The sequence below is a fragment of the Lederbergia citri genome, from assembly GCF_018343625.1.
In the GTDB taxonomy this organism is placed as follows: domain Bacteria; phylum Bacillota; class Bacilli; order Bacillales; family Bacillaceae_C; genus Lederbergia; species Lederbergia citri.
Genome location: NZ_JAGYPG010000001.1, coordinates 688,027 through 714,020, shown reverse-complemented (window position 1 = coordinate 714,020; position 25,994 = coordinate 688,027). Strand labels below are relative to the sequence as shown.

The window sequence follows — 25,994 nt, the reverse complement described above, 5'->3', positions numbered from 1 at the left end:
TTGAACTAAAGAGTTTCGCTTTTTATTAAACAATTCAATTTATCTGGTTTAAGAAAGGTTGCCAAATGTGCCAGGATGCCAAGATGGTCATACCTAGAAGGAATAACTTTAAAGACCATTCCTAAACGTCTTTTTTTAATTAATGTTATTATTTCTGCTGTGTTTACGACAGGTATTCTTTCCTCGATTTATGCCTCAATGTAAGTCCCAAGCGATTATGCCCAGGCTGCATTGATGTCTTCTGGAATTATTAATGGAATTGCGACTATTCTTCTGACCTTATTTGCAGATCCAAAAGCCTCTGTTTTGGCTGATAGGGTGGTTAATAAACAAAGTCAGTATATCTACTTAAAAAGTTATTCTTTGACAATGGTTAGCTCCAAATTGGTTGGAACGATAGCTGCCCAGTTAATATTTATTCCAGCTGCGTACTATGTCGTTTGGTTTGCTGAGTGGATTTAGGCTTATTAAACAAACGGGGCAGGTTAGTTGAAAAAGGAGTTTCATAATTTTATGTAGAAATAATAGTAAAAAGCAAATTGCTCCAGGTTTTGTATCGCAAAGCATTTATTCTAAAACTAATCTTCTGTAAAAATAGAACTGTATTCTCAATTTGTACAGATAAGTGTGTGAGGGAGAAAAATAATGGACAGCTTGGGTTTTATCATAGATGGTTAATAGATCACACGTTCCACATTCGGGCACTTTAATGGAGGAATAAAATTGCCTTATTTAGGTGAATTAGACTTTCAACGAATAACGGATAAAGTGGCTAAATTGGCAAAAGAGGTGAACCCCCGATGAATTTATGGGAGAATAAAAGCTTTGTTCGTTTTTGGATTGCATCCACAACTTCCATCTTTGGCACATACATTACGACTATTGCTCTGCAAGTATTGGTGGTGGTTAATATGGGAGGTAGTGCTGTTGATGTTGGCTGGGTTTCAGCATCAAGATGGCTTCCATATGTACTGTTGGGATTAATAGCGGGGGTTTTGGTTGATCGTTTTAACCGAAAGACTGTACTGGTGGTAACAGATATGGGGCGTGGCATTATATTTGCTTTTATTTGCTTATTGGCTGTCACAGGAGTACTCAGTATTGGCTGGCTAATGATCCTGTTGGTGCTCTTTGGCGCCATGTCTCTGTTTAATGATGTTGCCCACCGGTCCTTTGTGCCACAATTAGTCCCTCGTCCTTTATTAACACGTGCATATGCAAGGCTAGAACAAAGCGCAGCTGTTGCGGAAACGGGAGGTCCAGCCATTGGAGGTGGACTTGTCTCATGGATCGGTGCACCTATTGCCCTTCTTGTAGATGCCTTATCGTATCTGTTTTCAGGTATTTTAATGGCCACTGTTAAACACCAACCCTCAGATAAAGTGAAGGCTGTTCCACTTAGTCAGCAAATCAAGGAAGGATTGCAATGGGTCTACCAACACCAAAACCTTCGTACACTCGCATTAAACACGCACGCTTGGTTTCTCTTTCATAGCATGACGATGACGGTTCTAGTATCCTTTTTTTTGATTGAGCTTGGCTTCGATGCCTCGCACCTTGGGTTTGCCCTCGCCGCTGCAGGTGTCGGTGCGGTCGCTGGAACCTCTCTATCTACTCGGGCTGGTGAGCGCTTTGGTGTCGGGCGTGCAATGACTTTTTCTCGAATTCTCTATGCTCCAGCAGTAATCCTGATGGCTATAGCTCCAGCAGCTAACAACTCCGACCCACTTAACATAGCTCTCATTTTTGCGGTTGTAGGACAGCTACTGTACGGCTTTGCCATGGGAATCGAGGGTCCTGTGGAAATTAGTTATCAGCAGTATGTCACGCCATCTCATCTGCAAGGTCGCATGAATGCAACGATGCGATCCATCAACCGTGGTGTGATCGTTATCGGCGCCCCACTAGGTGGTGCCATAGCCGATGGACTAGGGTTCCAAACGGCTTTATGGATTTCGATAGCTGGTTTAGCTTTATGCGGACTATGGTTCAGTCTTTCATCGATGAGAAAAGCTCAAATATAAGAATATGAAATTTAAAAATGCATTAAAAATACTTAGACTCTGACTACTATCTATTAAAATTATAATTAAATGTAGAATAATCTATGTAAGAACAAGTAGGATTTTGTTTGTGAAATGATGTAATTAAAGTAACGGGGGCTTTAATCAGAGAGGATTATCGCTTTTTTTGTAGAAGTTATTAAACTAACGGAGCAGTTTAGTTCAATAGGAAATCTTGTTTCCAAACAAAAGCGTCAGAACGTACATTCGTCTTATAATTTCATTATAAAGTTCTAGGAGGAGAATAATGAAATTAAAAAACATCAAAATTGAAGAACGAATGGAACATTATAATGTAAACGGTTTAAGTATTGCATTGTTCGAAGAAGGTCAAATCAGCAGAACAGAAAACTATGGTTTACTTGAAGTTAATAGTGATAGAAAAGTAAATGATGATTCTATTTTTAGTGCGTGTTCCATTAGTAAATTCTTAACTGGAATGAAAGCTATAAAGTTACTAGAAGAAGGGCATCTTGATTTAGATGAAAATGTAAATGAAGGACTTGTTACTTGGAAAGTGCCTGAAAATGAAAATACAAAAAATAAAAAAGTTACTTTTAGAAACTTGCTTAGTCATCAATCTGGAATCAAGGACCCTGAAGGAAGTTTTTTAGAACTAAATTCAGATATAGGTTTTCCTTCGATGGTTGAATTGTTAGAGAGAAAATCCCATTATTGTAAGGTTCCTATTGAAGTTCAATTCGAGCCAGAGAGTGAATTCCATTATTCAGATGCAGGCTATTGTATTATTCAGCAACTAATAGAAGATGTAACGAAAAAGCCGTTTTATCAAGTGGTAAATGAGTTCATATTTGAACCACTAGGAATGAAAAATAGCCAATTAAATACAACAATGTCGGAAGTGGATAGAGATAACTTTTCTTGCGGTCATAACAAAAACGGGGAATTAGTAGATGGAAAACATCCTATATATCCTTATCCAGCAGCTTCTGGACTATGGACAACTTCTTTGGATTTAGCTGAATTAGTTCTTGAGTTAATGAATGCTGTAAAGGGAGAAAGTAAGATGGCTATTTCGGAAAGTTTAGCAAAAGAAATGATAACCCCGCAAAGAGGTTAAAGCTGGACAGGATTAGGTGTGTTTCTTGAAGGCTCCGAAAAAGAACTAGAAATTACATCACTAGGTTGGGGAGTAGGTTTTCAATGTATGATGGTGGCACATCCACACTTTAAAAAAGGTGCCGTTATTATGACGAATGCAGAATTAGGCGTTCATCAATTGGAAGGGATTATTGGTGAGATATATAAATCTCTTCTATCTTAAAAAGCGTTAGTTTTTTTAAAAATGACCGTGTTAAGCCATTAAATGTCTTATTGAACTACCATGACAATAAGTTTCTTCAAGAACTGAAAAATGACAATACTTAAGAAGACCCTGCTCAATGGTTAAAAAAGAGGAGAGTGTTACTTCATAAGTCTATGGATTAGGGTTGACTGGATTAAGGTCTGTATCAGTATTGACATTACCTAACCATTTTCATTCTCTGTGGTGAAACACTGATTTTGTGCTGCATGGATGGCTATCGGGGGCTTTTATCCAAGAAGGATTAAGACACATTTTTCTTGAATTCCTTTTCCAATTATTTCTCAACCTCATTTTCGGCGAAATAAAAATCCATTTAATCAATGCGCAACATTTGATCAATGTTTTTTCGGTTTACTAGTCAGGGTGTATCGTTCATCTTACATTTTTAACATTATTTCTTTTCCCAAGCCACCTTCATTACCGATCTATATCGTCCTTGCTTTCCACAATGTCAAGAAGGACGGAAGTCAGATCCGCCTGCTTGAGTCGCTCGTTCATTAGATACATTTATCTCTACTTCCGTCGAAAAGCGAGCCATCAAAATCAGAGTAAGGGGGCTGCCTAAGATCAGCCAACTACCAATCCGACGATAATGCAAAACACGGCGAAGAAAAAGCCCGACCACAAGATAGCATATTACCAGGGTACCACAAGCCAGAAAGAAGCCAATAAAATGAAAGGATATTCATAGGTGTAAAGACCGCAGATGATAGCTCCAATCGGTGAGAGTTCAAGCAAACTAATGCAAACCCACCGAGCCTTCGCACCCAACTCTTTCATGTTTTGGAAGATACCAATGACACCAACGAAAAGCAGTAGCCCCATAAGGATGAAAGAAACATTCATGGCTAGGGAATTTGTACCAACCCCGAGGCCGCTGATGGGCTCACTGACAAGTGAGAACCCGGGTCGAAGAAAACCCAAAATTGTATATGCTAACGCAAACAAGATCGGTCCGGCGACTGCACAGAGAGCAAGCCACCGATTGATTTCTGAAACAGTATTCTTTCGATGTTCTAGCAAGTTTCCATCATATCAAATATCTCTCCTTGTCTTACATCTTGGTTTTAAAAAATCTAACCAATTCCTGCGCAACACGTTCGGGATTTCCGCCTCTGTTTTTATTACCTGAGGCACCGTGGTTTAGTTCGGGAAAATCAACACGTTCGGCATGAGGTAGAATCCGCGTCAATGCATCAAGAGCTGTTTTGAAGTATTGAGGACTTTTGCCCGTTCCCAACAAAAGGACTTCAACATCAATCGCATTAAAACACTCAAGTTTGTCTTCGAGCTCAAAGGATAAGTTAAAATCATAGTGAATCGTCGGGGCCAACATTTTCATTGTTACATTATCTTTTTTGGCATGCCTCTCGTCACTTATTAACATTATCTTTGTGAGCATTTTGAGAAGCCAGCGAGGGACAGAATTAAAAATTGGCGGCCCCATTTGACCTCCCAACATAGCTGTTACTAACGCTGACACCAAGTCGCCGTCGGCAATCTCTTTGTCATATCGAACCATAAAGTCACTCGACACTGACCCATCAATAATTAAAGGAGGGTCAAAGAGTGCGGCTTTGTCAATGGATGTTAGATTGAGTGCGGCTTGGAGGCAGATAAGAGCACCTGCACTAACGCCAAATAAAAAGAGAGCACCTGTTTTAGAAAGAACGGCCTCAAGATCTTCCACTTCCTTTTGAATTACGTGGTCGTCTCTATATGGGCCGCTAAGGCCACGTCCGCGACGATCATACAAATAAACTGTAAAGTTGTCTGAAAGTGCTTTGGCTAATTGACTATGGCTAAGAGACGTCTCCATAGTGCCGTGAACAATGATCAACCCGGGACCTTGCCCTATTTCACGATAACCAATATTCGTTCCATCTTTTGAGGTTACGAAACTAGTGTGCATGTTTAGTCGATCCCTCTTTTCTTGAAAATCTTTTTAGTTTGAATTATAATGTCTTTAATAATAACTTAATAATTATCTTAATCGTTAAGATAATTATTTGTCAAGAGGTAAAGGAGAGAATTTGTATGAATGATTCCGAGAAAAGAAGAGATCTTATAAATCAAATGCAAAGTTTGGCCCAAAAGAATAGTACCGAAACAGCTTTATTTCACCAAGCCGCTGCAGAAAAGCTCGGGTTAGGGATCACGGATCTAAAGGCTGTTTCAGCTCTACTGCAAGAAGGTCCTATGACGGCTGGACAACTAGCAAAACGACTAAACCTTACTACAGGGGCGGTTTCAAATGTCATTGATCGCCTCGAGAAAGAAAAGTTCGTTCACCGCATACCGGACACTAAGGACCGTCGTAAAGTAATTGTTTCCGTAAATAAAGAAAAGCTATCTTCCACTAACAATATATATCGTTCGATGGGAGAAGCTTTTGAAAAATTGCTTGAAACATACTCAATTGAGGAACTTAAGTTTTTGGTGAAGTTTTACCACTCGACGATAGAGCTGACCAAATTGGAAATTGCAAAATTAATAAGCTCTTGGCGGTAAAACAAGAAGAGATAGTGATGGAGACTATAGCTATTGAGGAAAGATAGGAGCTACTACATAATCAGTTGGGAATACAAGAAAGATCTGTGGTAACATTTTGGAACAAAAGAATGAGCCTGAAATAACCATTTTATGCTTACATCAAGATAGATTGTGAAACATTATACTTAAACGAACGGGTGCGTTAGTTTAACAACAGATAAAGCAGTGGTCTACTAAAGTAACAAATGTTAATAAGAATATAATATTGGAGGGTAAGGGGGGAAACTCTCCTTTAAACCCTTTAGAGGTATTAAGACTTTCACTTTCCAAAGGGGGGTCTTTTTCTTTTTTTTATCTGTCCAATATTAATCTTTCCAATCAACAATTACTTAAGAACAGCGATTGCAAATAGTTAATCATATCAACAATGATAATAAATAGAATCGCACATTTAGAAAACTTTCAGTCATGGTATTTATTATCCATAAAAAAACACCTTGAAAAACAAAAAATTTATATGTAATTCTATTTATTTGCTATAATTGAATTAATGGCAAAAATTTACAAGTGGGAAGGTGATGCTGATTGAGCTATGTCGACGTAATCGAATTCTACAAAAAGGAACTCCAGCACTATTCTTTGGATCAAATAAGATTTATATAAGAGCCGGGAGTTTGGTCTCTTGGTCAAATGTACGCTCACTTGATTGAAGATTCGCATTATTATCTAGACCAGGTGGAAAAATGTGCGTCTGCAAAAGATGAGATAAGTCAGGGAAAGACGGAAGGGGGTGAAGAATTGTTTGAATCCCGTGCATTCCCTCCAATCAAAATTAAAGGACCTGGGCTGCCCAGCAATCCGAAAAACAAAGAGGATCTTATGCTTGGACTTAATCAGTTGCTTGAGAGAATGTCTGAATGGGACAAAAAAATAGATTCAATAAACCCAAATTTTAAAGAGAGACACGACGGTTTTGGTTGGCTAAATGCGCAGGAGTGGTTCGCATTGGTTGGATTTCATTTTCGCCATCACCTGCGTCAGAAAACCGAACTCGAACAAATGCTGAAAAATTTTAATAGAGAGGTATACAAATGAAGAGTTTAGGAACTATGAATGTGGATGTCATTACGCTGTTTGTTGAGGATTTTCAGAAAGTTAAGGCGTTTTATCAGGAAATATTCGGATTTCAAGCAGTATATGAAGACGAGGTCTCGTCGGTGTTTAATTTCGGGAATGTGAGCGTGAACCTCTTGGATATTTCAGAGTCACACGGATTGATGAAACCGGGAACAATCGCAACACGTGAATCCGGATTCCGTTTCCTGCTCACCATTCAGGTGGATGACGTGGATGCAGTCTGTGATGAATTGAAAAAGCGCGGGGTCGCTCTACTTAACGGTCCGATCGATAGGCCGTGGGGAGTACGAACAGCTTCATTCATCGATCCGGCAGGACATCCCTGGGAGATTGCGAAACAATTGGCATAGGACAGTAGTTTAGGTATTGAATAAAGAATGTAACATTCAATTGGTAATTTTGTGACTAAAGTTAATGACATTCACTTACAAATAAACACTTCAATGGAGCCGATTAACCAAGTAGGTAAACGTAAATTTATACAATTGAAATCTAAGTAACTCCAATAATTGTAATTTTCTTCACTTAAGGAGAGCTAGTATAGAGCTCTCCCTTTATATGCTTTTAATGATATACAGTATTTGAAGGGATACCTTAAACTAACGGGGGCATCACTGGAACAACGATAATGCTTTTTCTTATTGAAGTAACGGGCAGTTTAGTTGAAGTAGGAATTGTAATATACTGTTATAAAAAGGTTGAAGACCGGAGGGTATTTATTGAATAAAATTATATCTGAATAGAAAATAACTTTTTGATACAGTTAAAGAGATTAAATCTGTTCAATCTTGTCTCCTCGCAGATTTACCTCCTTGTTATTGATGAGGGGAAATTTCCCTAAGGATGTGACAAATGGATATACAAACTTTTTATAAAATAAAAGAAATTACATCTATTGGTGAATGGAAAGAAGTTGAAGGTTGTCCGAATTACATGATAAATACAGATGGCGATGTATTAAATATAACTAATGGTAAACTAATGACACATCATATTAACCATAATGGGTATAAGTATGTTCCCTGAAGGGTTAATAATAAACCTAAACAGCTTGGGTTTTCTCTCAAAGAATACGGAACCCGGATTTTTGTACGCCAAGTAGGATCGTCTAACTGATTTGCATAGTCTACCCAATCTCGCAAACGAACCAAGACTGCTGACTGTCTAATTGAACCAAAATGGCTTCTTGACTCTTTTAAAACTGAAGATGAGCTTCAGGATTGCTTCCTAGAGTTTATTGAAGAGAAACATTTAACTAAGTAATCTAAGTATATAACATTGAACTGTCGAATAAATGCAGATGAATAGCTAAGTTAGATGTCTACTGTTATTTCTTAAAGAAAATTTGTGAAGGATTGTACTTAAAGTAACGTGTGCGTTAATCAAAGAAGGATTAACGCTCTTTTTGTTGAAGTTATAAAGCAAACAATCAGAAGAGTTGAAGAAATCTTCAAAAGGTGGAGTGGAATAATGATCTCATATATTTGTAAAGTTTTATTTGTTGCCATCATCGAAATTGCCATTTTATGGGGAATCTCAAGTTATTTCGGATTTGATTTTATAACGATTTTGTTTATGGGATCAGCCTTCTTAGCACTTTTTACTTTTATGATTGGTTCAAGTGGCGACTTTTTTACAAAACGGGCGGAGATGGGGGTGTTTAGATTAATGGCAGGTGCATATACACCAAAAAATGAGAAAATAACCCTAAGGGCCGGACCATTCTTGGTTGGCTCAATCTTGAGCTTAATTCTTTCTTTTATCTTGGCCTATATTTAATTTTAATAGTTTAAAATAAAAAAAACGAATTTAATGTTTTGAACGGGTTCCGTTTAGAGGCACAAAAAAAGTATAAAAGTAAAATCATTTTGTAGTGTAATTCGCATTAAATTTAACACACAAAAAAGCACACCCAATGATTTGACCCAATAAAGTTAGACAAAATTAGTTAGGTAGCTTCCAATACCTGTAGGGTGGGAATGTAATGAAACAAATACCATTTGAGCGACCGAGCGAGCATTATGATGAACGGTTATACCCAATTGATGAGCAAATATGTTCTTTATTAAAGCAAAGAAAAGATATATCAAATGATAACGTAAAAGGTCAACTGCAGCATCTCGTTAAGGAAATGGAAAACGACTAGAGTTGACGCGTTGCTTTAAGCGTTAAAACGTAAATCAGATCACTCGTGTTTTGGCATAGCGCGGGTGGTCTGATTTATCTTCTTTTCATGACTGACGATAATTGGATCTAGGCAATTGGAGTTGTTCAGTGCTTGTGTTTTAAACTTTTCTTGCGAAACATCCTCAATCATGATAAAGTGCAATTGTCAGAAGATTCAGCACGAATGTAAGACTGGGCCTGAAATGACTGAACTAAAAAAATAAAACCATAATGGAGGTATATAGTTATGCGGCAATTCAAAAGAACGGGAGCGGAAACCAATATGAGAAATGAAAAGAGGATATTACTGAATGAAAATGTTAAATATAGGGATCCTTGCATGTCGATGCAGGGAAGACGACCCTTACTGAGAATATTCTATATGAAACAAAGGTTATAAGCGAGCTTGGAAGAGTGGATAAGGGCAATACTCAGACGGACTCCATGGACCTGGAGCGGAGAAGAGGCATCACGATTAAAGCTTCGACGGTATCTTTCACAATCCAAGATCTTAAGGTGAATCTAATAGATACACCGGGGCATGCTGATTTCATATCAGAGGTGGAGCGATCTACTAGCGTCCTTGACGGCGCAATACTCGTGATCTCAGCCGTTGAAGGGATACAGGCGCAAACCAAAATCCTGATGAACAGTTTGATGAAGCTAAAAATACCTACTCTTTTGTTTATTAATAAGATCGATAGAAGTGGGGCCGATTCTTCTAAAGTTATCCAAAACATTGAGGAGAAATTAACTGATCGAGCTATCCCTTTATATACAGGAGTAAATGAAGGAACGGATACTGCGCAAGCTGAAAGTTATGACTTCGGTAGTGAAGCGTTCGTAGAAAAATGCATTGATGTGCTGTCGATGAATAACGAGACACTGCTCGAGGATTATGTTAACGGCAAAGTGCAGACTGAGGAAGCCTTAAGACATGAGATCAGCCAACAGTCGAAAGAGGGAAAGGTTTTCCCCGTATTCATTGGGTCTGCGGTAAAAGGTATCGGTGTCAAAGCGCTGATTGACAGTTTAGAAGCTTTCCTTCCTGTAAATTGTGGTCGGGATACAGCAGGCGATCGACAAGCTCTTTCTGCGATGGTTTTTAAGATAGAAAGAGAGCGTTCGGGAGAAAAGAAAGCCTACGTCAGGTTGTTCTCAGGTGTACTTCGAGCTAGAGAGGAAGTCCTTGTCAGCAGGAGAAATAGTAAGGGTGGGCTAGAGCAATCCACGGATAAGGTCAAAATGCTCAGCGCGCTTCGAGAAGGCAAGACGCTTCATGCAGAAAAGATTGAAGCGGGAGACATCGGGATTGTTCATGGCCTTAAATCTCTTAAAATCGGTGATGTCCTTGGAGAATGGACGGATAACATCAGAAATGTCTCCTTTGCTGAGCCGAATATGGAGACGAGGATAGAGGCCAATAATAGCGAGGATACTCAAAAGTTGTATGAAGCGCTGACTTTTATGGCGGAGGAAGACCCGCTTATTAAGATATCTAGGGATGATTTTAATCAAGAAATCTATATCTCGCTTTTCGGTGAAGTACAGAAGGAAGTCATTAAATCGGTGCTTCAGGAGCAAGATAATATAGAGGTTGGTTTTTCTGAAACGAGGATCATATGTATGGAGAAGCCAAAGGCTGCTGGAAGTGCGGTCGTGGTCATGGGAAGTAACGGGAATCCATTCTATGCAACGGTAGGATTTAAGGTTGAACCTAGTGAGCAAAATAGCGGGATCATTTATAAGCTAGGTGTGGAATTAGGGTCCCTCCCCTTATCGTTTCAAAAAGCAATAGAGGATACGGTGTATCATGTATTGAAGCAGGGTTTATATGGTTGGGAGGTGACGGACGTCATTGTGACGCTGACACATACTGCTTACGCTAGTCCCGTAAGCACAGCCGGGGATTTTAGAAACTTGACGCCTCTCGTTTTGATGGAGGCTTTGGCAAAGGCCGGTACAGAAGCTTATGAACCTATTAACAGCTTTGAGCTCAGAGTTCCTGCACAAGCATTGAGCAAGGCCATATTTAATCTTTCAACAATGAAGGCGGATTTTAATGAACCTATATTAATGAATGAAGCAGTTCTCATAACAGGAAGCATACCGGCCGCGACAACTGAGCCATTTAAGGTCGGTCTTCACTCCTATACGGAGGGTGAGGGCGTCTTTATCGCTAGGCCGTTAGGCTATAAAAAAATTGATGGTGAGATACCAACAAGAAAGCGAAGGGACCATAATCCCCTGAATAAAAAAGAATATTTGATGCATGTGCAGAATGCTGTGAGAAAATAGAAGCTGGCGCCTGAGCTGGTTCGATTTAAACAATCGTTTAAATGATATTCAATAGCCGGCTGCTGCTAAGCATGCATAGAAAAAGCCGCATTTTAATGAAATAAATGCGGCTTTTTTATAAGGATAAAGTTTTCGGCTGCTTTCTTTAATAAATGGCACTGAAAATGACGTGTAAATTTACGTCATTTTCTTTATTTATAAAGGGTTCTGCCGGATTTTCCTAATCGTGAGGAATTATTTGGAAATATTTATGTGAATGTAGAGGAGAAATAAAACTAACCGACGAGCGACACAAAAGTACTTAATACCTTGCGGAATGACACAAAATTCCTTATAAACATGTAAAAAAATCATATTAAAAAGGGATCATTATGAAATTTTTCACTTAAACTACCGGGTGAGTTAATCCGAGAAGGATTAACTCTTTTTTTTGTTGAAGTATTAAGCTAACGGGCAGGTTAGTTAAACAAGGGATTCCGTATCAAAAAAGAATAAATTAATAATTGTAACAAATTAGTTGAGGTGCTCATAACACCCATCCCCCTCTAAAATCAACAGATGTTATTAGGTAATCAGCTCCGACCGTACTTAAAGCTATCCCAACCCAACATCTTTAAATATAAAAACATACTCTCGTAAAGTGCTAGTTAATCTTACTACATATTCATTTGATTTATAAATGGTATTAAGAGGATTAGGCAATGATTTAATACAAACTTGATAACGGTAGCATTTTTGTTTGATGGATAATAAGTATACGCCGTTCTACCTTTCTTTACTATCACAAAGAATTGAAGATTAATATGCAAATAGGAGGATTTCGTATGCAAAAAGTAATTTTAAACAATGGTGTTGAGATGCCTATACTAGGCTTTGGTGTTTTTCAAATGAATGATCCAAAAGAATGTGAACAAGCTGTTTACGAAGCTCTTATGGCAGGATATCGTCTGATTGATACCGCTGCGTCTTATCTAAATGAAGAAGCAGTCGGCAGAGCAATCAAAAGGACTGGTGTAGCAAGAGAGGAATTGTTTATCACTACAAAACTCTGGGTACAGGATGCTGGTTATGATAGCACAAAAAAAGCATTCGCAAAATCACTGGAAAGACTGCAATTGGATTATTTGGATTTGTATTTAATTCATCAGCCATTTGGGGATGTATACGGTTCTTGGCGTGCAATGGAAGAATTGAACCGTGAGGGGAGAATTAAGGCGATTGGAGTAAGTAACTTCCATCCAGACCGCTTAATTGATTTAATCATTCACAATAAAGTGATTCCTGCTGTTAACCAGGTTGAAACGCATCCCTTCAATCAGCAAATCGAAAGTTCTAAATTTATGAAAGAGAACAATGTGCAGATAGAGTCCTGGGGACCATTTGCCGAAGGAAAGAATAATATGTTCCAGAATGAAATTTTAGTATCAATAGCCGAAAAATATAATAAATCTGTTGCCCAAGTGATTTTACGTTGGTTGATACAAAGAGGAGTCGTTGCAATTCCCAAGTCTGTTCGTAAGGAAAGAATAATTGAAAACATTAATATCTTTGACTTCGAGTTAAGCCAAGATGATATGGAGAAGATCCTTACGCTAGATACAAAAGATAGCTTGTTCTTTTCACATAGAGATCCTGAAATGGTGAAATGGATTGGTACCCGTAAACTTGATATTTAACATATTACCGTCAAATAAGGTATTAAGAACTATTCATCAAGAAAAAGTCGATTTCCTTTCAGGTACATCGGCTTTTGTCTTTTATAAAAAATATGATAGCGTTTTACAAATTTCAAATTTTGAATAATTGTACTTAAACAAACGGGGGCGTTAATCAAGAAGGATTAACGCTTTTTTTGTTGAAGTTATTAAGCTAACGGGCAGCTTACATAAGGAGAATGGGTTTTTATGGAGAAATAGTCTCATAAAGACGGTGTTGAAATGAGTAAAAAAGCAAATTGCTATTTAGAATAATTAGTTGAGAAAAAATGGTGTCACTATTGTAATAAATTTGCTTGCTGACGTAGGACACCCCTAAGTAAATTAATGAATTTGAAACTTTTTAAAAGCATTTAATAATCTATCGAGTTCTTGACTACATTTAATTGTCTTACTGTTTAACATACCATTTAACGTAGCAAGACGAATCATTTCATCCCTTTTTTGGACTATTGATAAAATAAGAGCTTCTCTATTACGTTGTGCACTTTCTTGTAACAATTTTTACACCTCTTTATTAATTAACGCTTTACTTAAAACAAACACAAACAATATTATGCAAAACTCTTTACATAAATAAAAGACATTCGACAAAACAAGTCAAAAGAAGATAAAAAACACGTGACAAAAATGTGTCAAAAATAACCACCTTTTTACAAAAGGCGAATGAAGTACAGTTGATTGAGAAAGACGACAAATAGAATAGTATACTCTTCTTCTAAACAGGGTCGTTAATCGAAGAAGGAGTAACGATTTTTTGTTGAAGATATTAAGCTCGAGGGGGAATCAAATTGGAGAGCATAGAAATTGTAAGGAAATTTTATGATGAAACAGTAAATTTTGAATGGGAACGACTCGAACGTCACAAAGTAGAATTTGAACTTACAAAACGTTTTTTGAATCGTTATATTAAGCCTAAAGACAAAGTATTAGACCTGGGTGGTGGTCCAGGTAAGTATTCTTTATATCTTGCTGAACGTGGTTGCGATGTGACATTAGCTGACCTTTCGAAAAAGAATGTAGACTTTGCATTGAATAAATCGAAGGAACTTGGTCTCCCTATTAAAGGATTGCAAGTCGATAGCCGTGATTTATCTGATATTGAAGATGAACTATATGATTATGTTCTATGTATGGGTCCGATGTATCATCTTAAAAGCGAAAACGATAGAGTTAAAACTATCAACGAATGTTTGAAAAAATTAAAACCAAATGGAAATATTTTTGTGGCATTTGTTTCCTCTTATTCGTTTGTTTGGGACTATCTCATACGTAACCCTGAATTCATTTTAGATAATGAGCGGAAAGCACAACTAAATAAAATAGTGGAAGAAGAGGATTTTGCAGGACAAGGGTTTTCAGACAACTTTTTTATTTCACCAAAAAATGTACTTCCATTCTTTAATCAATTTAATCTGGAAAAACTTCATTTACTTAGCTGTGAAAGTTTTTTATATCTTCGTGAGCCAGAACTCCTTAGGCATGACACTGAAGTAATAAATACTTGGTTAGATTTAGCAGAACAGGTATGTGAACGAGAGGATTTACTTAGTTTAGCTGAACATATAATGTATATCGGTAAGAAAACTGGATAAGTATACTTCAACTAAAGGGTGATTTACTGAAACAAGAATAATGCTCTTGCCTTGTTGATGTAACGGGCAGGTTACTTGAATAAGGATAGTTGTAAATGCTTTAGGCAAAATAACACCTACTAAAAGCGTTTGTATAGAAGAATTAGAAAAAGAAATTAAAGAATTTGATCACAAAGTGTTAAAAGATATTGTAAAGAGCTACAACGTATATTTAACGGGTTATCAAGAATTTACGCACGATGACTTAAATTTAAAAATAGGGGATAACCTTAATAATCAGTCTAATAACAGTGAAAAGAAATTAGTAAAGAGGATAATAAACAAAATGTTTACGGTTATTGCTACTTTATTCATCACCTTTTCTCTATTGGTTTTTTTCATAGGTGCCTTTGGTAATGTTATATTTCAAGAAGGAAATCCAATTCCAGTTATTTTGCTGGAGAGGCCTGAAATTGAACCGCATTATGAAAAAGTAAAAAACATTTTTGCTGGATATTCCTTACATATTGTTGAAGTGTTTTGCCCTTTGGAAATTTGCCGCCAAAGAAATATTGAACGTGGAGATAGAACCGAGGATCTGTCAGATTGGCAAAGCAAAATTATGGCAAAAGATATACCATATAATTATACTGTCAACACACATTTAAATTCTCCAGAGGAATGTGCTGATTCTATTCTAAAAGGTTTGTTTTGCAAATCCGAAGTTTAGCGTATACTGTGATGCAATTCTAAATGATGCGCCAATCGTACATAAGGATGCTGAGCTTGATGTTTGTGAATAAATGTACTTAAACTAAAAGGTGCTTTAGTAAAAGAATTAAGGTTCCTTGCACACAGTATTTAAAAATGCTATTCTAAAATTGATTATTTTTGTTCGGTGTAAAGGATAGTATTAGTAAGAACTTTTCGTCTTGATGATCACTGAGAGCAAAGATAAGTAATACATTGGTGTGCTAACACACTAGGAGGCAACAAACATGGAAAAAGGTAAAGTAAAATGGTTTAATGGCGAAAAAGGTTTCGGATTCATCGAACGTGAAGGTGGAGAAGACGTATTCGTTCATTTCTCAGCTATCCAAGGCGAAGGGTACAAAACATTAGAAGAAGGTCAAGAAGTGACTTTTGATGTTGAGCAAGGTCAACGTGGAGCACAAGCTGCTAACGTTCATAAGGCGTAATGATAATGCTAAACATGGACAGACTCTTTTTTAGAGTCTGTTTTTTATTTCTCTTTAAAAACAAAAATCCCCACTCATTAATGAGTAGGGAACATGAAAACAGTAAATAAAATGGTTAACACATTGTAACATATAATTTGTAGGATTCCTAATTTCCATCACCTAAACTAAAAGTATCTTCTAAAATAGAATCCAACGAAAAAGTAATTATTGTGAATGATTATACTTAAACAAACGGGTGCGTTAATCGAAGAAGGATTAACGCTTTTTTTGTTGAAGTTATTAAGCTAACGAAGCAGGATAGTTGAATAAGGTTAGTCATGATTAGGAGTATTTTACTTTGAATATTGAACTAGTTGAAATAAATAGAAAGTAGTTTATTCGAAAGCGAAAAGGACTATTATTTGGTATTATAAACCTTGACTACTATCGATAATAAATCAGAGGAGAATAGATGAGACAATTTTTTAAAGATAATAAGTGGATTATTCCTATTTCATTATTGATTGTATTAATCCCTGTGGGTCTAAATATCTTTTATATATATGGTGATTTAAATACAGGTAAGGATTTAGGTAATGCCGAATGGTTGGCGTTTTGGGGGAGTTATCTTGGAGGGGCAGCAACCTTAATCGCAGTGTGCTTAACATTAAGCCAAAATATGAAGGTTATTAAACAAAATGAAAAGATTTTTATTCAGAATCAAGAAAATTTAAAATTTCAAGAAGAGCGCTCAAGGATAGCTCTTATGCCGTATATAGAAGTAATGGTATCTCTTGATGAAGATATGAGTTTGCATAAAACAAAACTTCATCCTCCTAATGGTTTTATAATCTTAAAAAACAAAAATGATGCCATAAGATTTAGTTCTGATTTCCCCGAAAAGTATCATCAAACTATTGAACAGTTATGTGAATAGGGAGAAAAAAACCGTAATAATTAACTTCTTTTGTATAGATAATGAGAACCCATTTGGAAACAGAGTGAGATTAATTCAGTATTTTATATTAGAGAACAGAAAACAGTTACCTAATTGGTAACTGTTTTCTGTTCTAATAGTCGTGCCAGTAATCCTGTAGTAAAAAGTAAAGAAGTTCTACTTATGTTACAACAGGGCAGAATCCCTATAATAAATGGGTTAGCGTCAGGAAAATTCGGATTTCAACGCAAGTAGATTCCAAGGACGCTACCCCCGTTTTTAACTACATTAAGGAAGCTTTAATGGTCTTAAAGAATCAGTCGAGGCCATCTACTTCGAATTAAAATGGCCAAATCTTAGTACAACAATAAAATACCTTACATATAAGGTGTTATAAGCTGGTTTCCTCATTAAGAAGCCTCTTCTGGTTGTGCGATTTCAAATTCACCTTCTGCATACTCTTGCTCCGCATAATGGCTTCCCCATTGACAGAGCTCCTGCAAGATAGGTTTAAGAGATTCTCCAAGTTCAGTGGATGAATATTCAACCTTCGGTGGTACTTGATTATACATCTTTCTGCTCACAAGTCCACTGTCTTCAAGCTCTCTTAGTGTTTGAATCAGCATTTTCTGAGTTATATTTGGGACAATGCGCTTTAATTCACTCGTTCTCTTTGGTCCATTCATTAAAAAGTATAATACAAGACCTTTCCATTTTCCGCCAATAACTTCCTTTGTCACTTCAAAACCACAACTAAATTTTTTCAAGTCTAAACCTCTCCATTCCACATTTATTACTTTTTAGTTACTATATCACAAAAAAGTGGGTACTTCCGTTAATGTGCTTACTGAAGGATACTATATCTTGTAAGTTGTTCTTCAAGTACTTAAAGGTATTAGACATAAAATAAAATTAATTAGGAACTATATCTTGTAAGTTGTTCTTCAAGTACTTGGGGAATGGTGTAACGGAATCGCCGCAAAATATAAAATTTATAGGAGGAGTCAATATGACCAATCAACAAGTTCAACTCAATATTCGTTTTAAGGCTAAACCAGGGAAGAAAGAAGAATTCCGCAAGGAGCTATCTTCCCTTATTGAGGAGATGTCATCCGAGAAGGCATTCATTAGCGCCATTGTATCGGACGATCTGGATCAGCCGGATGACTTGATCATTTATGAAACATGGCAAGGCACGAGAGATAGCTGGCTTGCGGAAGAATTTATTAAACCATACCGCAAGAATTACGAAGGAACACTGGGCGATTTAATTGTGGATAGAAGCGTCAGCTGGTTGCAACCGAAGGGCGAATGGGGAAGTCATATAACGAATGCGTGATGACGCTGAATCTTTAATCATTTAACCGAAGAAGGCAAACGCCTTGAAAGTGTGGTTATCCCTATTCTTAGGGATAACCATAAAACCGTATTGAATGGAATAACGGATGAACAATCCGAAGTGTTACATAATTTAATTTCAAAAATTATTACCAATACATCAGGAGGAAATAAAGGTTGAATATTGTTGTACTCGTAGGAAGTCTAAGGAAAGAGTCTTATAACATGCAGCTGGCTAAAACAATGCAGGAAAGATACAAAGAAAAAATGAACTTGGAAATTGCCGACATCCGTTCCTTGCCTCATTTTGATCAAGATGAAGAAAACAATCCGCCGCAGTCTGTAAAAGAATTCAAAGAGGCAGTTTCAAATGCTGACGGAGTTGTCATTATTACTCCGGAATACAACTGGTCGATTCCTGGTGTTTTGAAAAACGCCTTGGACTGGGCTTCGAGGGTGGATAAGGTTTTCATTGGCAAACCAGTCATGGCTCTCGGTGCGACTATGGGAATGCTCGGAACCGTCCGTGCCCAAATGCATTTGCGTGAAATTCTGGATGCCCCTGGCATTCAAGCAAGAATCCTTCCTCCGGGCGGAAATGAAGTACTAATCGGTTTTGCCCATCAGAAGTTTGATGAACAATCAGGCCAATTAGTTGACGAAGGAACGCTTAATTTCTTGGACAGTAAAGTCGAAGCATTTATTGACTTTGTAAAATCACAAAATTAAATGTACAACAAAAAGACCGGCCCGCAATATGGCAGGTCTTTTCGCTTACCTGAGGAGGTGTCTGCCAGGTAAGGTGGATATGGCGGCTAACGGGATCCTCCTCCTATGGACAGGTACGTTCTACCCCGGCTACCGTAATGATAAAACTATATAAATGATGTCTTTTTTTATCCTCCTATTATAGATAATAAAGGTCTTTAATATATTTAATTAAAAGGAGAGTATATTATTATGTTAGATTGTGTAATTGTAGGTGGAGGTCCAGCGGGTTTAAACGCTGCACTTGTATTAGGCAGGGCAAGAAGAAATGTGATTTTATTCGACAATAACTCTCCAAGAAACGCAGTTACCCAAGAGTCGCATGGATTTATTACAAGAGACGGAATTAAACCAAGAGAATTTAGAGAAATTGCTCATCAGGACATAGCCAAGTATCCTTCTATCATGATAAGAAATGAAAAAATTATTGATGTAAAAAAAACGGGAATGCATTTCGAAGTCGTGACCGAAAAAGGAGAATGTATTGAAGGGAAGAAGGTGATTTTAGCTACAGGACTTAAGGAAATTCATCCGGCAATAGAAAACATTATGGATTTCTATGGAAAAAGTCTTTTCAGCTGTCCTTATTGTGATGGCTGGGAGTTGAAAGACCTTCCGCTAATGATTATTTCAGAAAGCCACTCTGCTTTCCATATGGCTAAAACAGTTTACAATTGGAGCAAAGACTTAATTGTTTGTACCAATGGAAAGAAGATATTAACCGTAGAGCAAAAGAATATGTTACAAAGAAAAGGAATTAAAGTATATGAGCAAAAAATTAAATCTCTAATTGGCGGAAATGGGAGTTTAGAAGCTGTAATTTTTGAGGATGGTGAAGAGGTAAAGAGGAATGGAGGATTTGTGACACCTGAATGGATTCAAGCCACCACTTTCGGTCAATCTTTAGGATGTAAAACACACGAGCTCGGTGGAATTATAACTGATCAATTTGGCAGAACTAATATTGAAGGGCTATATGCCGCTGGAGATACATCAGTTATTGCTCCTTCACAAGTGATTATTGCAGCAGCGGAAGGTTTTAGAGCCACAATGGGAGTCAATACAGACTTATCTCAAGATGATTTTAATTAAACTATTTAAAAACTTTGTGAAACAATGTACTTAAACAAACGGGTGCTTTACTTCAATAAGGAGTAAAGTTTTTTTCTTTTTAAGCTAACGGAGCAGTTAGTTGTACAAGAAAGAAACCTTTTGTAAGGAATTTTCGCAAACTTTAAAGGATATATTGTGAACGGATTCAACAACAGGGGGCATATTTTATGCAGAAAGATAAAAAAGAAAAACGGGAAAAAAATCCTATGATTGATTTTGCTGATGCCGTTAACCGTTCAATGGTTGGAGACCCAAGTTCATTAGTAAAGGGTGGCTGTCTAACAAAAATTATTACGTTAGTTATCATTGTTATTGGATTTTTTATTCTTTCCCGATGTTCTTATTAAGCTAACGGGCAGTTTAATTCAACAAGAAGTATCTTTTGTAGGGATTTTTGCGATAGAATAATGTGAATAGTTAAAAAATTTGGAGGGTGAAATGAAAAAGCTACTATCTTTACTTGTAACTATCGCTTTGCTATCTGGTTGTAGCTCAAAATTATCTTTTTCAGAAGTAGGTGAGAATAGTGTTAATAAAGATATTCAATCATTCATTAACGATGTTAATGATGAGAATGGAGTACATCTTTTCTTCGAAAATCAAAAAGCTGTTTATGTATATTTGAATGGTTCAAATGTAAAACAAGGTGAAAAAGCTATACATTTTACTGATTTTAATGTTGAAAAAAACGATAAGACATTAAGCATTTGCATTTTATACAATACTGCTAAAACTGCTGATTATTCAAATCAATCATTAAAGCATGAACTTATATATAAGGTTAATTTAGACAAGAAATATGAGGTTATTAAGTCTTTTAGTAATGGTGAAGAAGCCTCATTCGGTATAATATCAGGAAATCAGTAACCATCTTCTTAAACTAAAGGGTGGTATCCTTAAAGAACTGGCTGCAAAAACGCAGCCAGTTCTTATTGAGCTAAAGGGTAGTTTAGTTGAAGATCGATGTTTAACTTGTGTTCAACAATCGGGTCAGATTGTTGAAGAGCGGCAAGAAGATATCGAAATAGCAATCTGGAAGAAACGGAGAAAAGCAACAGATGGTATAGTAAAGAAAACCATGTAAGGGAGAATGTTTTATGACCAAATCTTCAGAAAGTCATGTTCTCAAACAAAAACAAATAGCAGAGGCGTTTTCAAATGGTAATTTTGACCTTACTTTCCCATTTCTAGCAAAAACAATTGAATGGAATATTATCGGTGACAAAACCTTAGTGGGTAGGGAATCTGTAATAGAAAATTGGAAGCAAACTTCAAATTATTTCAAAACTGTAACCACTAAATTCACTACATTTAATGTTATTGCAGAAAATAATTGCGTTGCAGTAAATGGAACAGGCGAATTTATTCGTAATGGTGAACAATTATCTTATGTTTCAGCCTGTGATGTCTATATTTTTAATGATAATAATGAACTACAAAGAATTGATTCTTATTGTATATGAGTCACTTTGATTTCTACTTTCAAAAGTATCTTTAAGGGTTATAAAGATGTAAGTCATGTAACAATCGGGCGCTTTTCTTTAATAAGAGGCGTCTTTTTATACTGCTTCTGATTCTGGAATACCTTATTAGATTGGATTATGTTTAAAGTATAGACGAGATCGTGAAGGTCTTTACTTTAACTAACGGGGGCGATAGTCCAAGAAGGATTATCTCTTATTTTTGTTGAAGTTATTGTACTAACGGGCAGGTTGCTTAAGAAGGAATTACTTGTAAATTAGTTGAATAAGTAAATAAAGGTAAAATTTGTAATCAAGGGGGGTGAATATGTCAGATAGAAAACCAATAAATGATGCAATGGAACATATGAGTAACATTGAAGGGTATCCAACAGATGTAGATTTAAAGAAATTGCCTAAACCGTTAAGGTATTTTGGATATTTCTTCATTGGTTTTTTTCTATATCAATACTTTTCATAATAATAACTAAGTTATTTTTGTAATAATAAATGTCTTACCATTTGGCTGCTTGGTTACGTTGGAAACTGAAAATTGGAGGGCGTTATTGAAATGGCTAAATTGATCTACCCTATTAACGTATCTTTGGACGGTTACATGGAGGACGAGCGCGGCAATATCGAGTGGGGGATCTCCGATGACGAGGTGTTTGCGTTCTGGACTGACTTCCAGCGGCCGATTGGCACCTACCTATACGGGCGTAGAATGTACGAGTCGATGGTGTACTGGGAGACGGCGAGCGTCAAAAAAGGCGATCAACCGGAGGAAATACGGGAATTCGCGCAGATCTGGCGAGCTGCTGAGAAGATCGTGTATTCACAGACGCTTCAGTCGGCTTCAAGCGCCAGGACTAGAATCGAGCGCGAATTCAATCCTGATGCGATTCGGAGGCTGAAAGAGTCTTCAGAAGCCGACATTACGATTGGCGGCCCCGAGCTTGCTGGGCAGGCAATGAGCGCGGGACTGATCGACGAGTGTCATCTGCTTGTTAATCCGATCGTATTGGGTGGAGGTAAGCGAGCATTGCCGGACAACCTCCGCATGCGACTCGTGCTGCTCGGTGAGCGTCGCTTCCCAAGCGGCGTTGTTCAACTTCACTACCGCGTGATCGTCTGACCGCGACGCTAGAGTGAAATTCAGGAGATACGCTTTCGAGCTCACTAAAATCAAGTGAAATTACGAAAGAAGGAAGTTATGAGCGTATCCCATTTTTAAACTAACGGGGCCGTTAATCGAAGAAGGATTAACGCTTTTTTGTTGAAGTTATTTTACTAGCGTACATATTAATATTCGAAAAAACTTAGGAAAAGATGTCTTATTTACAAAGGGGAGAATCAGGAAAATGAATAATTGGTGGGTATAGTTTTTATTTTTTAATTATAGGTGTAGTCTCTTTTTTTACTGGTGAAATAGTTATTTTTATTATGTTAGGCTTTAATTTGCTAAGTTTGAATAATATAAATACAACATTAAAAAAGATTTATAATCAGAATAATAAAAAGAAAAATAGTGATGTAAAACAGGGCTAAACGAAAGCAATTTTTTAATCAACTAACTTCCGTTTTTTCTACGGATTTATATCGATAAATCATTGTTACCCGAACTTGAAAAACTAAAACAATTGCACGACCATTGTAGTTAGATTTTTAAGTGAAGAATTTCACTTAAACTAACGGGTGCTTTAGTGAAAGGAAGAATATTTTGTTTTTTAGTTATTCCATAGGGAGCGATTGTTGAACAACATAGGTAGAAAATGAACAAACTTGACGAGCGATACAAAAGAACTAAATTAAAAACGTCTAATCTATAGCATTTTTAACAAAATATTAAGTACTTTGTGTCAAAAATAATGACACAAAAGTACTTAATACCTTGCGGAATGACACAAAATTACTTATAAACTTGTAAAAAATCACATTAAAAAGGGATTATTATGAAATTTTTCACTTAAACTACCGGGTGAGTTAATCCAAGAAGGATTAACTCTTTTTTTGTTGAAGTTATTGTACTAACGGAGCAGGTTAGTTGAATAAAAAAGTAAAATTAATTTAATTTTAATGATTCTTAAGGAACTAAGTTATATAAATAAAAGTCGAAGTAGAAAATATATTTTTTTACTTTGACTTTTAATTATTTTTTGTAAACTTAAAAGTTCCAATTTCTAGTATGTTGTTAGTATTATTACTTCTTTTTAAGATTGGATACCTTTTCCTACAACAACAGCATTACAGAGGTGTACTTTAGTAATTAAAATTTTTATCTATCAAAATAAAGTAATCTTAGAATATTTGAAACAAAATGTAATGAAATACGACTTGTTAGTAAGGGGGGATGTAAGTGAGTAACGGTATAGATATAGAAAATTTATTTGAAAAATTTCATTTAGATATTTATCATTTTTCTTTATATTTTTCCAGTAACAAACAGGATGCAGAAGATATTACACAGGAAACCTTTTTAAAAGCAATACGAAATATCCATATGCTAAAAGATCGCACTCGTGCAAAATATTGGTTACTATCGATAGCAAGGAATACAGCAATAGATCATTTGCGAAAAAAGAAGCTGAAGTCAACATTACCTGAATTGCTAGAAAAAATTACATACCAAGATAAAAAGGATTCCTTGGATGACTATCTACTAATAAAAGAGCAGTGGGAGGAAGTTCAAAATGCTTTACTGAGAATAAAGCCTCATTATCGTAGTTTACTCATTTTACGTGGAATTCAGGAAATGACAATTAAGGAGACGGCAGAAATATTGGAGTGTTCCGAATTAAAAGTACGTGTAGACTTTTATCGTGCTATAAAGGTTTTGAAGAAGGAACTACACGTATTGGAAGGAGTGAATTTAGATGAAAAAAGCCGAAAATCTAACTCAAGAGGCTGAACAGCTGCTTCGTCCAATTAAAGTTAGGCCAGACTTAGTACCAAGTCAAGACTTTGTGAATGAATTACAGTATCGTATCATGTTGGAAGGAACAAAGAAAAAAACAAGGGGGAAGGTACTTCCGCTGTTTGCTGCTGCAGCTGTCATTTTTATACTGCCTTTACTTATCTTATCTTCTCTATTTGAAAAAGAAAAAACAAATGCATTCACGATTGAGGAATTATCTCGCATTCAATTGGTGGATACAATTAAATATGGAAATGGGGAAGGAGAAATCGGATATGCTCAGGGTATGACCATAAACCCAGTAAGTAGCTTTGATATTCAGCATGGAACCATATATCTTTTAGATGAAGTAAGGTCTCAGGTAGTGATTAGGAGTAGCGAAGGAACTACCAGATCATTTCCAATTCAAAAAGATAATAATATTATTGGCAATGGTGATATTTTGGTCACAAAAGATGAAGATATATATATTTTAAATTCTTTGGAAAAGATTGTGTATCAATACCAATCCGATGGAGAGTTAACAAAGACCTATAATTTATCAAAATTAGATTTATTTTCCCCAGACTCATTATATGAATTAGAAAACACTGAAATTATCGTTAGTCAAAATCAAGAGAAATTTGTAAGCCTAAGAACAATGAGTTTCATAGAGGATGAGAATCTTCCTTTTCAAGTTCAGCTAGTGAATCCTAAGGAAAGAATATTAGTACTTAATGATGAAGGGAATCAGACTGAACTTACTTTGTTCTCAGATTTAAGACTTGGCAATTTGGCTTTAAAAGAGGTAACAGATGAACAAATTATTTATATGCAGACCGTTACTCCTGCTGTAAACACGCCTATTTCAGAGACACATGTTTTTGGGCTTAATAAGCAGGGGACTACACTTGGAGGTGTACGAATACCAGAGGAAAACTTTATTGAAAAACCTCAACGAATGGAAAACTATATTAAAATAGATCAGAATGAAATCTATCTTCTTATACCTGAGAACGAGCATGTAGCCTTATATGAAGTAATCCTGGGAAAGGAGTATGAAAGCTTGATCGAGGAACAGGTGGAAAAAGTAAATATTGGCTTTGATTATCAAACATTTGGGAAGCCTTTTCCGGAATTAGAGGAGGAAATTAACAAGTTATTAAAAAATGGCGAAATCCAATATGGGAATGAAGATTCATTGAATGGAGTTGCAATCGATGAAGATGGAACGGTTGTGATAGATTTTAAAGAATTCTTGGCAGGGAGTCCTGCAAGTGCTGAAGTTCAATCTTTATTCAAGGTACTTCATTCTGCAACTTTTGAAAAATTCCCGGAAATACAACAAATTTATTTTCAGTTTGATGGGAGCTTTAGTGCATGGGTTCATTGGTTAGAAAGCATCGAAGAACCTTGGAAAAGGAAAGACTTACAATAATATAAATAAACTAGTAAGTATGTTATATATAATTGAAAGTAGATAAAACACCACTAGATTGTTATTCAACTAATGGGGTGCTTTAATCTAAGA

General features: G+C 36.4%; 25 protein-coding genes and 4 pseudogenes. 25 read left to right on the top strand and 4 right to left on the bottom strand.

Translation table 11 applies throughout. From position 1 onward, the window contains the following. Positions 1 to 24 precede the first annotated feature (24 nt). From KHA97_RS03665 to KHA97_RS03655, 3 genes and pseudogenes are all read left to right on the top strand, one after another. Positions 25 to 462, top strand: a pseudogene (locus KHA97_RS03665) (lipid II flippase family protein). A 338-nt stretch (positions 463 to 800) separates the two neighbouring features. Then, positions 801 to 2,024: an MFS transporter gene (locus tag KHA97_RS03660; protein WP_213123379.1), complete on the top strand. Its 1,224-nt coding sequence runs from the start codon at positions 801 to 803 to the stop codon at positions 2,022 to 2,024. Between the two features lie 286 nt (positions 2,025 to 2,310). Beyond that, positions 2,311 to 3,348 (top strand): annotated as a pseudogene (locus KHA97_RS03655) (serine hydrolase domain-containing protein). Positions 3,349 to 4,026: 678 nt separating this feature from the next. On the opposite strand, the gene KHA97_RS24570 reads toward KHA97_RS03655, so the two are convergent. Further along, positions 4,027 to 4,413, bottom strand: coding sequence for a DUF998 domain-containing protein (locus tag KHA97_RS24570; protein WP_213123378.1), 387 nt, complete (start codon positions 4,411 to 4,413; stop codon positions 4,027 to 4,029). 31 nt (positions 4,414 to 4,444) lie between these two features. After that, positions 4,445 to 5,302, bottom strand: coding sequence for an alpha/beta fold hydrolase (locus KHA97_RS03645; protein WP_213123377.1), 858 nt, complete (start codon positions 5,300 to 5,302; stop codon positions 4,445 to 4,447). A 125-nt stretch (positions 5,303 to 5,427) separates the two neighbouring features. Between KHA97_RS03645 and KHA97_RS03640 the strand changes: the two genes are divergently transcribed. The 8 genes and pseudogenes from KHA97_RS03640 to KHA97_RS03605 all read left to right on the top strand — a co-directional run bounded on the left by KHA97_RS03640 (position 5,428) and on the right by KHA97_RS03605 (position 13,160). After that, the gene (locus tag KHA97_RS03640; RefSeq protein WP_213123376.1) at positions 5,428 to 5,901 is read left to right on the top strand and encodes a MarR family winged helix-turn-helix transcriptional regulator; all 474 of its coding nucleotides are present in this window, start codon (positions 5,428 to 5,430) and stop codon (positions 5,899 to 5,901) included. Between the two features lie 660 nt (positions 5,902 to 6,561). Continuing rightward, a pseudogene (locus tag KHA97_RS03635) lies at positions 6,562 to 6,978 on the top strand (DinB family protein); the annotation flags it as partial. Next, positions 6,975 to 7,370, top strand: a complete 396-nt coding sequence (locus KHA97_RS03630; protein WP_213123375.1) for a VOC family protein — start codon at positions 6,975 to 6,977, stop codon at positions 7,368 to 7,370. The pseudogene KHA97_RS03635 and the gene KHA97_RS03630, both read left to right, overlap by 4 nt. 502 nt (positions 7,371 to 7,872) lie before the next feature. Beyond that, positions 7,873 to 8,046: an NUMOD4 domain-containing protein gene (locus KHA97_RS03625; protein ID WP_213123374.1), complete on the top strand. Its 174-nt coding sequence runs from the start codon at positions 7,873 to 7,875 to the stop codon at positions 8,044 to 8,046. 444 nt (positions 8,047 to 8,490) lie between these two features. After that, complete coding sequence (locus tag KHA97_RS03620; RefSeq protein ID WP_213123373.1) at positions 8,491 to 8,799, top strand: hypothetical protein; 309 nt, start codon at positions 8,491 to 8,493, stop codon at positions 8,797 to 8,799. A gap of 205 nt (positions 8,800 to 9,004) precedes the next feature. After that, a complete protein-coding gene (locus KHA97_RS03615) occupies positions 9,005 to 9,166 on the top strand; it encodes a hypothetical protein (RefSeq protein WP_213124362.1) in 162 nt (53 codons plus the stop codon). Between the two features lie 331 nt (positions 9,167 to 9,497). Further along, a pseudogene (locus tag KHA97_RS03610) lies at positions 9,498 to 11,484 on the top strand (GTP-binding protein). An 824-nt stretch (positions 11,485 to 12,308) separates the two neighbouring features. Next, positions 12,309 to 13,160 carry an aldo/keto reductase gene (locus KHA97_RS03605; protein WP_213123372.1) on the top strand — a complete coding sequence of 284 codons (852 nt, stop codon included), beginning with the start codon at positions 12,309 to 12,311 and terminating at the stop codon, positions 13,158 to 13,160. Between the two features lie 363 nt (positions 13,161 to 13,523). Here the strand turns inward: KHA97_RS03605 and KHA97_RS03600 are convergent, their stop codons facing one another. Continuing rightward, positions 13,524 to 13,700, bottom strand: a complete 177-nt coding sequence (locus KHA97_RS03600) for an aspartyl-phosphate phosphatase Spo0E family protein (RefSeq protein ID WP_213123371.1) — start codon at positions 13,698 to 13,700, stop codon at positions 13,524 to 13,526. 290 nt (positions 13,701 to 13,990) lie between these two features. Between KHA97_RS03600 and KHA97_RS03595 the strand changes: the two genes are divergently transcribed. From KHA97_RS03595 to KHA97_RS03580, 4 genes are all read left to right on the top strand, one after another. Then, positions 13,991 to 14,794 (top strand): class I SAM-dependent methyltransferase, encoded by an 804-nt coding sequence (locus tag KHA97_RS03595; RefSeq protein WP_213123370.1) that lies wholly within the window; start codon positions 13,991 to 13,993, stop codon positions 14,792 to 14,794. A 175-nt stretch (positions 14,795 to 14,969) separates the two neighbouring features. Beyond that, complete coding sequence (locus KHA97_RS24365; RefSeq protein ID WP_325167401.1) at positions 14,970 to 15,503, top strand: phosphotransferase-like protein; 534 nt, start codon at positions 14,970 to 14,972, stop codon at positions 15,501 to 15,503. Positions 15,504 to 15,771: 268 nt separating this feature from the next. After that, entirely contained in the window at positions 15,772 to 15,972 is a 201-nt protein-coding gene (locus tag KHA97_RS03585) for a cold-shock protein (RefSeq protein WP_057775982.1), read from the top strand. Positions 15,973 to 16,426: 454 nt separating this feature from the next. Then, on the top strand, positions 16,427 to 16,891 hold the full coding sequence (locus KHA97_RS03580; protein ID WP_213123369.1) for a hypothetical protein: 465 nt from the start codon (positions 16,427 to 16,429) through the stop codon (positions 16,889 to 16,891). Positions 16,892 to 17,301: 410 nt separating this feature from the next. Here KHA97_RS03580 and KHA97_RS03575 read toward each other — a convergent pair whose 3' ends face one another. Further along, positions 17,302 to 17,658, bottom strand: coding sequence for a winged helix-turn-helix transcriptional regulator (locus KHA97_RS03575; protein WP_007085798.1), 357 nt, complete (start codon positions 17,656 to 17,658; stop codon positions 17,302 to 17,304). A 242-nt stretch (positions 17,659 to 17,900) separates the two neighbouring features. On the opposite strand from KHA97_RS03575, the gene KHA97_RS03570 reads away from it, so the two are divergent. The 10 genes from KHA97_RS03570 to KHA97_RS03525 all read left to right on the top strand — a co-directional run bounded on the left by KHA97_RS03570 (position 17,901) and on the right by KHA97_RS03525 (position 25,901). Beyond that, the gene (locus tag KHA97_RS03570) at positions 17,901 to 18,230 is read left to right on the top strand and encodes a putative quinol monooxygenase (protein ID WP_007085797.1); all 330 of its coding nucleotides are present in this window, start codon (positions 17,901 to 17,903) and stop codon (positions 18,228 to 18,230) included. A 176-nt stretch (positions 18,231 to 18,406) separates the two neighbouring features. Continuing rightward, a complete protein-coding gene (locus tag KHA97_RS03565) occupies positions 18,407 to 18,958 on the top strand; it encodes an NADPH-dependent FMN reductase (protein ID WP_007085796.1) in 552 nt (183 codons plus the stop codon). Positions 18,959 to 19,186: 228 nt separating this feature from the next. Beyond that, on the top strand, positions 19,187 to 20,089 hold the full coding sequence (locus KHA97_RS03560) for an NAD(P)/FAD-dependent oxidoreductase (protein WP_213124292.1): 903 nt from the start codon (positions 19,187 to 19,189) through the stop codon (positions 20,087 to 20,089). A 188-nt stretch (positions 20,090 to 20,277) separates the two neighbouring features. Continuing rightward, a complete protein-coding gene (locus KHA97_RS03555; RefSeq protein ID WP_213123368.1) occupies positions 20,278 to 20,457 on the top strand; it encodes a hypothetical protein in 180 nt (59 codons plus the stop codon). Between the two features lie 91 nt (positions 20,458 to 20,548). Further along, on the top strand, positions 20,549 to 20,977 hold the full coding sequence (locus KHA97_RS03550; protein WP_213123367.1) for a lipoprotein: 429 nt from the start codon (positions 20,549 to 20,551) through the stop codon (positions 20,975 to 20,977). Positions 20,978 to 21,207: 230 nt separating this feature from the next. Continuing rightward, positions 21,208 to 21,573, top strand: a complete 366-nt coding sequence (locus KHA97_RS03545; protein ID WP_213123366.1) for a nuclear transport factor 2 family protein — start codon at positions 21,208 to 21,210, stop codon at positions 21,571 to 21,573. 325 nt (positions 21,574 to 21,898) lie between these two features. After that, a complete protein-coding gene (locus KHA97_RS03540) occupies positions 21,899 to 22,051 on the top strand; it encodes an amino acid transporter (RefSeq protein WP_213123365.1) in 153 nt (50 codons plus the stop codon). A gap of 90 nt (positions 22,052 to 22,141) precedes the next feature. Beyond that, a complete protein-coding gene (locus tag KHA97_RS03535) occupies positions 22,142 to 22,705 on the top strand; it encodes a dihydrofolate reductase family protein (protein WP_213123364.1) in 564 nt (187 codons plus the stop codon). Positions 22,706 to 23,926: 1,221 nt separating this feature from the next. Then, entirely contained in the window at positions 23,927 to 24,478 is a 552-nt protein-coding gene (locus tag KHA97_RS03530; RefSeq protein ID WP_213123363.1) for an RNA polymerase sigma factor, read from the top strand. Beyond that, a complete protein-coding gene (locus KHA97_RS03525) occupies positions 24,444 to 25,901 on the top strand; it encodes a GerMN domain-containing protein (RefSeq protein ID WP_213123362.1) in 1,458 nt (485 codons plus the stop codon). The genes KHA97_RS03530 and KHA97_RS03525 overlap by 35 nt, the downstream gene beginning before the upstream one ends. Positions 25,902 to 25,994 lie beyond the last annotated feature (93 nt).